General features: G+C 69.0%; 7 protein-coding genes. 5 read left to right on the top strand and 2 right to left on the bottom strand.

Features of this window, described 5'->3' with window-relative positions; all coding sequences use genetic code 11:
* Window positions 1-1,252 (top strand): 2-oxoglutarate dehydrogenase, E2 component, dihydrolipoamide succinyltransferase (sucB, locus tag RIV14_RS10680; RefSeq protein WP_309325176.1); only part of this gene is annotated, 1,252 nt, incomplete at its 5' end.
* A gap of 844 nt (window positions 1,253-2,096) precedes the next feature.
* On the opposite strand, the gene RIV14_RS10675 is transcribed toward sucB, so the two are convergent.
* A complete protein-coding gene (locus RIV14_RS10675) occupies window positions 2,097-2,738 on the bottom strand; it encodes a TetR/AcrR family transcriptional regulator (RefSeq protein ID WP_075373063.1) in 642 nt (213 codons plus the stop codon).
* Between the two features lie 85 nt (window positions 2,739-2,823).
* Here RIV14_RS10675 and RIV14_RS10670 point away from each other — a divergent pair, with 85 nt between their 5' ends.
* Entirely contained in the window at window positions 2,824-5,091 is a 2,268-nt protein-coding gene (locus RIV14_RS10670; protein WP_075373064.1) for an FAD-dependent oxidoreductase, read from the top strand.
* Between the two features lie 63 nt (window positions 5,092-5,154).
* Here the strand turns inward: RIV14_RS10670 and RIV14_RS10665 are convergent, their stop codons facing one another.
* Window positions 5,155-6,885, bottom strand: a complete 1,731-nt coding sequence (locus RIV14_RS10665) for a serine/threonine-protein kinase (RefSeq protein WP_256699332.1) — start codon at window positions 6,883-6,885, stop codon at window positions 5,155-5,157.
* Between the two features lie 102 nt (window positions 6,886-6,987).
* Between RIV14_RS10665 and lipB the strand changes: the two genes are divergently transcribed.
* The 3 genes from lipB (at window position 6,988) to RIV14_RS10650 (ending at window position 9,646) form a co-directional block, all read left to right on the top strand.
* Window positions 6,988-7,689: a lipoyl(octanoyl) transferase LipB gene (gene lipB, locus RIV14_RS10660; RefSeq protein ID WP_075373066.1), complete on the top strand. Its 702-nt coding sequence runs from the start codon at window positions 6,988-6,990 to the stop codon at window positions 7,687-7,689.
* Window positions 7,690-7,780: 91 nt separating this feature from the next.
* Window positions 7,781-8,812: a lipoyl synthase gene (locus RIV14_RS10655; protein WP_075373067.1), complete on the top strand. Its 1,032-nt coding sequence runs from the start codon at window positions 7,781-7,783 to the stop codon at window positions 8,810-8,812.
* Window positions 8,813-8,890: 78 nt separating this feature from the next.
* Window positions 8,891-9,646: a DUF4191 domain-containing protein gene (locus RIV14_RS10650; RefSeq protein ID WP_081381873.1), complete on the top strand. Its 756-nt coding sequence runs from the start codon at window positions 8,891-8,893 to the stop codon at window positions 9,644-9,646.
* Window positions 9,647-9,847: the final 201 nt, after the last annotated feature.

The following is a 9,847-nucleotide window of genomic DNA, read 5'->3' as shown; positions in this document are numbered from 1 at the left end:
CTGGCTCAAGGCCGTGGGAGACACCGTCGAGGCCGACGAGCCCCTGCTGGAGGTCGCTACCGACAAGGTCGACACCGAGGTCCCCTCCCCCGCATCCGGCGTCCTGCTGGAGATCCGCGTCCCCGAGGACGAGACCGTCGAGGTCGGCACCGTCCTGGCCATCATCGGCGACCCCTCTCAGGCAGGCTCCGCCCAAGCCCCGGCCGCCCCCGCGCCGCAGGCCGCCCCCGAGCCTCCGGCTCCCGCCCCGACCGCTGAGGCCCCGGCACCCGCCGCCCCGGCACCGGTGAGCACTGGAGCCTCGGGCTCCTACGTCACGCCGATCGTGCGCAAGCTCGCCAAGGACAAGGGCGTGGACCTGTCCACCGTCACCGGTACAGGTGTGGGCGGACGCATCCGCAAGCAGGACGTGGAGGCCGCGGCCAAGGCCGCCGAGGAGGCCCGCGCTGCTGCGGCCGTCCCAGCTCCGGCTGCTGAGGCGCCGGCGCCCGCCGCGGCCAAGTCGGCCTCGGCCAAGCCCGAGGTGGACACCACCCTGCGCGGCCGCACGGAGAAGATGAGCCGACTGCGTCAGGTCATCGCCGATCGCATGATCGACTCCCTGCAGACCTCCGCCCAGCTGACCACCGTTGTCGAGGTAGACGTGACTCGCGTGGCCGCGCTGCGGGCCCGCGCGAAGAACGACTTCCTGGCCAAGAACGGCACCAAGCTGACCTTCCTGCCCTTCTTCGTCCAGGCGGCCACGGAGGCCCTCAAGGCCCACCCGAAGATCAACGCCTCCATCGAGGGCAAGAACGTCACCTACCACGACGTCGAGCACGTCGGCATCGCGGTGGACACGCCGCGCGGTCTGCTCGTGCCGGTGGTCAAGAACGCCGGGGACCTCAACATCCCCGGGCTAGCCAGGCGCATCAACGACCTGGCCGCCCGCACCCGGGACAACAAGGTCAACCCCGACGAGCTCAGCGGCTCGACCTTCACGATCACCAACACCGGCAGCGGCGGTGCCCTGTTCGACACCCCGATCATCAACCAGCCGGAGGTCGCGATCCTGGGCCTGGGCGCCATTCAGCGCCAGCCCCGCGTCATCAAGGATGCCGACGGCGGCGAGGTCATCGCCATCCGCTCGGTGTGCTACCTGGCCCTGTCCTACGACCACCGACTGGTGGACGGCGCGGACGCGGCCCGCTACCTCATGACGGTCAAGAAGCGCCTCGAGGAGGGCGACTTCGGCGGCGAGCTGGGTCTGTGAGCCAGCGCTCAGCCCGCTAGGCCGTCAACGGGGCCCCGCACCATCACGGTGCGGGGCCCCGTTGTCTTGCCCACCACTCGAGTTCCGCGCTCAGACGCACGACGAGCGACTCATCTCAAGACACCGGCGCGACGAGCAAGAGCAGGACCGTCTGCCCGAACGCGGGGCGCTCTGCCGTCCCAGGACACCGGTACGGTGGGCGAACCCGGCCTGGTTCTCGTTGCTCGCCTCCCCGGCGGGGGCCGGTGCGACTACCCGCGGTCGCCTGGATAGCGCCTGGCCTGTACTGCACGAAGGTGGGGCGCTACTGGAGGAGGGGCGGGGGTACTCCAGGTGGGTGGGGCCTTCGTGCAGTACGCACAACCCTTGGACAGTGGATCCCCACCCTCGTGGAGTGGGCCACCCTACGACGTAGGCGGCCAGGGCTGGTGTTTCACCGACTCCTCCGGGCCCCACAGGGCAGGAGTCGGAGGAGGCCTGGCAGGGGGAAGGTGAGGCTGGTCCCCGAGGTGAAGGTGCCCGGCTTCGCTGCCACGACCCTACGAAGTCGATCCCGCCGACAGCCCAGTGTCCACCGTGCTGACATCAACGAGCCTGCCGTTGAAGCACCCCCTGAAGGTCGTTGAAATTCTGCGGTCTCTCCCCGGCGTGCGGCGCCGGTGCGGGGTTGATGTCAGCGCCATGGACACCGACGGTTCTCCAGACCTTATCCATCAGCCCACCGTTGTCTCCAAGGCAACCTGCTCACCCCGAGCGAGCGCCCCTGCGAATGCCTCAGAAGCCATGACGCTCACATGGCTCAGGAGTGAGGAGGTGCGACGCGCCCGGCCCCGTCCGCTCAGGCTCAGGACTCCTCGGCCGTTGTCGACTCACTGCCGGCGAAGGGGATCCCAGCCAGGCCGACGACGCGGCGGGCGAAGTCGATGCGATTCTCCGTGGAGCTGAACTCACCCGCCAAGGGGCCGTCGAGGAGCAGTGAGGCCAGGCCGTGCACGCCGGACCAGATCAGGACCTCTGCCTCGACCTGAGCACCATCGTCCATGACGGCCTTCGCCAGACGGGCCAGCTCCTGACGCGCACGCTCACCAGCCTCCACCACCTCCGGGAAGCGCTCGGGATCGCAGACGTCGGGTCGGAACATCACCCGAAACACCCCGGGGTGACGTAGCGCGAACTCAACGTAGGCGTTTCCCGAGGCCACCAGGACCGCATGCAGATCCGCGACCCCAAGCCCCTCGTGTGCCACAGCGAGCCTGTCCGCGAGCTCATCGAAGCCCTCACACACCAAGGCCGCCAGGATGGCCTCACGGTTTGCGAAGTAGTGGTAGGGCGCCTGGTGCGTGCAGCCGGCGCGACGCGCGACCTCCCGCATGCTCAGCGCACTGGGGCCGAACTCATCGAGGAGCTGTCTGCTGGTTCGCAGCAGCTCGGAGCGCAGGTCCCGGCCGCCGCGGCGCCCTGAGGCGCCTGTCGATTCAGAGGTCATGGGAGGAGTCTAGAACCGAACTACTAGACAGTGTCCAGTTGGCTACTACGCTGACTTGACACTGTCTAGCACGTGAGGGGTAAGAATGTCCTACGACGTCATCGTGATCGGCTCGGGTATCGGAGGCCTGACGACTGCCGGCCTACTGGCGCGCGCCGCTGGCAAGCGCGTTCTGGTCCTGGAGCGGCATACGGAACCGGGCGGACTGACACACACCTTCCGGCGCGACGGCGCCTCCTGGGACGTGGGGGTGCACTACATCGGTCAGCTCGACCCCGGGAGCCAGGGCCGCGCCTACTTCGACTACCTCTCCGGCGGCGAGCTGGAGTGGAACCGCATGCCCGACGCCTACGACAGATTCGTCTACCCGGGAGTGGACTTGCGCGTCAGCAGCGATCCGGTTCGGTACGAGCGCGATCTGGTCACCGCTTTCCCTGACGAGGCCAGAGCCATTCACCGTTACTTCCAGGACATTCGCCGGGTGACACGGTGGGTGAGGTTGAGTTTCATCCAGGGGATGGTCCCCCGACCTGCGGCCTCGCTGCTCACAGCGGCCCAGTGGCTGGGAAGACGGCGAGCTACCACGACGACGCAGGCGTATCTGGATGCCCACTTCCGCTCCCCCGAGCTCAAGGCCGTTCTGGCCAGTCAGTGGGGGGACTACGGTCTACCGCCGTCCCGATCAGCCTTTGCCGTGCACGCGCTGATCGTCTCCCACTACCTCCAGGGCGCCTGGTTCCCCCGCGGCGGCAGCGCTCGGATTGCCCGCACCTTCGAGAAGGGCATCGAGCAGACCGGAGGCGCTGTCCGCGTCGCCCAGGAGGTAACCGAGATCCTCACCGAGAACGGGGCGGCCGTCGGGGTCCGCGTCATGGACCACCGCGGTGCTCGGGTACGCGAGCGCATCTACCGTGCACCGGTCATCGTCTCCGCCATCGGCGCCTCCAGCACCTTCAACCGCCTGCTGCCCACATTCGGTGAGATCGGGCGGCGCACCGGGCCCGCACGCCGCACGCTGGAGCACCTGGGCGCGGGCACGTCCGCGGTCACCGTGTTCCTGCGCCTGCGTGACGACCCACGCAGCATCGGCATCGATGGCGGCAACATCTGGGTCAACCGGGACCTCGATCACGAGGGCGCACAGCGGTTCAGCGATTCGCTGCTCACGGGACACCCCCATGACGTCTTCGTCTCCTTCCCCTCCTTGAAGTCCGGCGAGTCCCCGCACACCGCCGAACTCATCTCCTTCTGCGACGCGAGGGCCTTCCGGAAGTGGGCCGAGCACTCCCGAGGACACCGCGGCCCCGAGTACTCCGCTCTCAAGGAACACATCTCCCGAGGCATGCTGGAGCTGGCTGAGAGCGCGGCTCCGGGGCTGACCGCACTCGTGGACTACGCGGAGACCTCCACCCCTCTGACCTACGAGCACTACACCGCCCATCCTGCAGGGGCCTTCTACGGGCCTCCGGCCACTCCGCTGAGATACCGCTCCCGCCCCCTGGGGCCGCGCACAGCCGTTGCCGGCCTACTCCTCTCCGGCCAGGACGCCGGGAGCACCGGCATCATGGGAGCCATGATGGGCGGGGTGGCCGCCGCCTGCCAGGTCCTCGGACCGCGTGGGTATTCCACCATCACCTCCGCCCTGCACACGGCCCCGACTGCTTCCGCCCCTCACGAAGGACGCACACTGCCCGAGGACAAGCACCGCGCCACCCTGGTCTCCAAGCGACGTCTGACTCCCAGCGTGTGGGAGGCGGTGCTGCAGCTGGACGGCGGGATCGGCCCGTGGGCGCCGGGGCAGTTCGCCCGTCTGCACGTGGGTGACAACGCCTGGCGTGACTACTCGATCGCGGGGCTGGAGGACGATCGCCTTCGGCTGCTCATCTCCACCCGGACAGGCGGCCGAGGCTCCCAGTTCATTGAGAACGCGGACACGGGCACGCAGACAGTGGTGGAGCTGCCCCTGGGTGGATTCGAGCTCATCGACTCGGGCAGGCGCCGCCTGTTCATCGCCACTGGCACTGGAATCGCACCCATGCTGGCCATGTTCGCTCAGGCTCCCGGCCTGGAGCGCGACGCCCTGCTCTTCGGGTGCTCTCACCAGGACGAGGACCTCACCGCCAGGATCAGCTCTCCCATGCCGGGGACCGTCGTACGCTGTCTGAGCCGCCAGGAGGCGCCGGACACGTTCCACGGACGAGTCACCCAGGCCCTGCCCGCGCTCGCCCATGACCTCCGGCTTGATCCCGACAACACGGACGTCTACCTGTGCGGTTCGGCGGCGATGGTGGCAGACACACGAGACGTGCTCGAGCGCGAGGGCTATGCGTCAGTCCTGACCGAGCCGTACTGAGCGCCGCGCGGGCCGTATCCGCCCCGATCATCGAGCGTGCCTAGCGGGTGGCGCACCTTGAGGTCACTCCACGGCTCGAATGTCTGCCACGCGCCACGGCTCCGGAACGACAATGAGCACGACCCGGCGGGGCGCAAGGGCCGGAACCGTCCGAGTTCCCGCGGGTCCCGAACGCGTTGAGGCACTTTGGGACAGCGTCACCTGCATCGCTCTCGCGCCGGGCCACTGAGCCGCTGCGTCGTCAGGCAGCGCCACCTCAGTGACCTGGCTGATGGAAGTGTGCAGCTCCCCGGCGCCTTCACCGGAGTCGAACAGCTCGGCGAGAACCTGAGTGTCGGCCTGCGCCGCGGGCGACCCCGGTACCGTCGTGGCCGCCAGAGCGGTGGCATCGCCGGCCATGAGAGCCCGGTCTCGAGCCGCGGACAGTCCGACGACGACACTGGCCATGTCGGCGCCCCCGCTCCCGCCAGGAGCCGGTGTCGACGCTGTTGCGGTGAGGCTGCCGGTAGCGGCAGGAGAAGGGCTGCCTGCGGGAGGAGCACCGGAGCGAGCGGACGCCAACGATCGCTCTGGGCCTGACGGGCTTGCGGCTGCGCCGAGCGCCCACACGGGCCTGTGCGCCACCAGAGCTTTGGCCGGCCCCCAGGCAGCCAGGCAGATGGCCACCAGCAGCAGCGCCGCGAGCCCCCAGGTGCGGTTGCGTCTGCACCCCGTTCCTGCCCTTCTCCCCCAGCGTATGGCTGCGGGTACTGCTCCGGTGCGGTGAGCGGTACTGAGCTCCTTTCTGGGCTCGCTCTTCGTCCTCGGTCGGAAACCTGCCCTCGCTTTGGGCCTGAGCCTGGAGCCGACCGTGCGAGTCGGGGTGCGGGCCGCTGCTCGCAGGGAGCCAGCAGCCAGGCGGGCGCCGTCGGGCAGCTCAATGGGTGAGGTCTGCCCCAGCTGAGGCGCTCGGGCCGCAAGGTCCCGGGCAGTGGGACGGTCGGCGGGGTCCTCGGCCAGCGCGTCCGTCATGATTCCCGCCAGGCGCCGGGAGGCGGTGCCGCCCTGTCCCGCGCACTCGGTCAGCAGACGAGCCAGGGCGTAGACGTCACCGGCTGCGGAGGCCGGGGCACCGGCGAGGCGTTCCGGCGCCGCATACTCCTGCGTCCCCGTCTCCATGACGGAGCCCAGCAGGTCGACGAGGACCGGATGTCCGTCAGTGGTCACCAGGACGTTGCCGGCCGATACGTCCCCGTGGGTCGCTCCGTGCTCGTGCAGGTAGGCCAGTGCCGAGCCCAGGGCGTCCAGGAGCGTGGCCAGCCAGGAGATGTTCAGCCGTCCGCGCGCCCCCAGGACGACGTCGAGTCCCGCCCCTTCGACGAGGTCCATGATGACGCCCGCCCGGTGCTCGGGCAGCGAGGCCACCTCCCGCACGGTCACCAGGCCGGGATGACGCAGGACGCGCAGATCGGCCAAGCGCCGCAGGACTAAGGCTCCAGCACGCCCGCGAGGCAGGTCGACGACCCGGATGACCACATGGCGGCCCTGCGCGTCGAGCCCACGGCGAGGGGCGCTGGGGGCGGTGGAACGTCCCATGACCTCACCAATGGTGTAACCCTGCTGTGACAGGGCGCTGAGCGCCGAGTCGGGAATGCTCGGCTCCGCATCGGAGGGCGGCAGCGAGGCTGGGCGGAGGGAGCCCGTGCGGCGAGGCCGGAGCCGACGTCGAGGTACGGGACGGCGCCGGGGCCGGGCACGCTTGGAGGCGCCCTCTCCAGGGCGGTCGGCGGGGCGGGGGCACATCGTCGGGCTCATACACTCCATGGTCATCACGGCGCTCCCGGATGACCAGCCCTTTCGACCGGCCTGTGGATAACTTGGGCTCCGGTGCCGGTTGTGGTCACGTAGACTGCGCCCGTGCTGCGTGAGGACATGGGGCTCGGTTCCCGGCTCATCCCCTTCCGTGAGGGCTGGCAGCGGCAGAGGGTTCTCCATAGCGAGGTCGTGGAGGGACGGCGGCCCTCCACGCTCCTGCTCGTGGAGCACGAGCCGGTCTACACCGTCGGCAGACGGGCTCACTCCTGGGAGCGGCCCAGCGCCGACGTCGTCGAGCCGGGTCACGTACCGGTGGTCGACGTGGACCGTGGCGGCAAGACCACCTGGCACGGGCCGGGCCAGCTGACCGTCTACCCGATCCTGCGCCTGACCCAGCCGATTGACGTCATCCGTTACGTGCGGGCGCTGGAAGCCGCGGTCATCGAGCTGTGCGGCCTCTACGGCCTGGAGACGGTCCGCGTCGAGGGGCGCTCCGGGGTCTGGCTGCCGGCCGATCCTGAGACTGTGGGGAGGGCCGGCCGCCTCCCGCGCCCAGAGCGCAAGATCTGCGCCCTGGGGGTGAGGGTCGCCCGTGGCGTGACCATGCATGGGATCGGCCTGAACGTCGACCCCGACCTGGAGGCCTTCTCCTTGGATCGCATCATTCCCTGCGGGATCGACGACGCCGGGGTGACCTCACTGGCAGCGGAAACCGGCCGGCACCTGACGACCGGCGCCCCCGCGAAGGCTCTGGTCTGCGCCCTGGAGAACCACCTGGCCCCCTTGGTGGCGGATGCCACGTGACAACATGCCCCACTCCTAGGTCGGAGGTCCTATAAACCCCGGGCGAGTACTAGACTCCCGATGAAACCGTCGTCGGCGAGGAGAGGTAGACGTGAGCACCACCGTGGCCCCTGAGGGACGCAAGCTCCTGCGGGTCGAGGCGCGCAACGCCCAGACACCCATTGAGTCCAAGCCCGACTGGCTGCGCACCCGCGCCGTCGTCTCCGACACCTACCAGGAGGTCCGCGGCCTGGTGAGGGAGAAGAGCCTGCACACGGTGTGTGCCGAGGCGAACTGCCCCAACATCTACGAGTGCTGGAACGACCGTGAGGCCACCTTCCTGGTGGGCGGCGAGATGTGCACTCGGCGCTGCGACTTCTGCGACATCGCCACCGGGCGTCCCACCGAGTACGACGTCGACGAGCCCAGGCGCGTGGCGATCTCGATCACGGAGATGGATCTGCGCTACGCCACCGTGACCGGGGTGGCCCGCGACGACCGCCCCGACGGCGGCGCCTGGCTTTACGCCGAGACCGCCCGCCAGGTGCACGAGCTCTCACCGGGCACCGGGGTCGAGCTGCTCATCCCCGACTTCAAGGGAAACCCCGACGCGCTTGAGGACGTCTTCTCCTCGCGCCCCGAGGTTCTGGGCCACAACCTGGAGACAGTCCCGCGCATATTCAAGCGGATCCGTCCGGCCTTCTCCTACCAGGGCAGCCTCGACGTCATCACGGCCGCCGCGGAGGCGGGACTGGTGACCAAGTCCAACCTTATCCTGGGCATGGGCGAGACCCGAGACGAGATCGAGGCGGCCATGGCCGCTCTGGTGGAGGCGCGCTGCGACATCCTCACCATCACCCAGTACCTGCGCCCCTCCAAGCTGCACCACCCCGTTGACCGCTGGGTCAAGCCCCAGGAGTTCGTGGACCTCAGCCAACTGGCCGAGGAGATCGGGTTCGCCGCTGTCATGAGCGGTCCCATGGTGCGTTCCTCCTACCGCGCCGGCATGCTGTGGGGACGGGCCATGGTCAAGCGCGGCCGACCCATTCCCGAGCACCTCTCGCAGCTCGCCGAGCCGGCCACCGCCCGCCAGGAGGCCTCGGCCCTGCTGGGAGCCCATCCCCGCCTCGCCGCCGCCTGCTGACGACTCGACACGAGTCACGAGTCCCAGGCAGCCGGCCGGATTCCCGGCGTGCGCCGGCCACGCTGACGGCGAGACCGTGTGTGCCGGCACACCGTCGTCGTCTATGGTGTGCCCGTGAGTAGTGCTCAGTCCCCCCAGCCGAAGAAGAAGCGCCGGCTGGCTCAGTACCTTCAGAACATCAAGGACTCCTACACGATCTCGCGGCGAAGCTATCCGTGGATCGGATGGGCGATGCTGGCGGTACTCGCCACGTGCCTCGCCCTGGGGGTCGCGATCGCCCTTGGCTACGGACTGTCCCTGTGGTACTGGCTGTTGCTGGGCATCCTCATGGCGCTCATGATCGACATGGTCATCCTGTCGGCCACGGTGCGCCGCGCCTCCTACTCCCAGATCGAGGGAATGCCGGGAGCGGCGAAGGCCGTTCTGGACCAGATCGGTCGGGGCTGGTACGTCGAGTCCGAGCCTGTGGCCTTCACCAAGGACCAGGACCTCGTGTGGAGGCTGGTGGGACGCCCCGGGGTCGTTCTCGTCGCCGAGGGTCCGAGCACCCGCACCCGCCGCATGCTGGCCGAGGAGGAGCGCAAGGTCCATCGGCTGCTGTCCACCGTCCCCATCCACACCCTTCAGGTGGGCACTGACGCCGGGCAGGTGCGTCTGACCGACCTGTCCAAGACGCTGCGTCAGCTCCCGACCAAGCCCACGTCACTGACTGACAGCGAGATCACGCAGGTCTCCAAGCGCCTGACGTCGATGGCGGGCAAGAACCTGCCGATTCCCAAGCACATCGATCCCAATCGGGTCCGCCCCGACCGCCGTGCCATGCGCGGTCGCTGAGTCACTTCCCCAGGCCACCTCCGTCTCCCATCACTCAGTGCCCAACGGGCTCGAGGAGCTCGGCGACGAAGGGACGAAACACTCAAGCAACACTGACGCCATTCCTTTGTCACGGTAGCGTCAATATAGTGGCCATAGTGGCCGTTGTCAGCCGCAGTGCATACGCGTGGAGTATGTGCGCCGTTCCCACTTGGAGGAGAT

This window comes from Actinomyces acetigenes (assembly GCF_031296635.1).
GTDB lineage: Bacteria > Actinomycetota > Actinomycetes > Actinomycetales > Actinomycetaceae > Actinomyces > Actinomyces acetigenes.
This window is presented reverse-complemented; position numbering and strand designations above follow the sequence as displayed.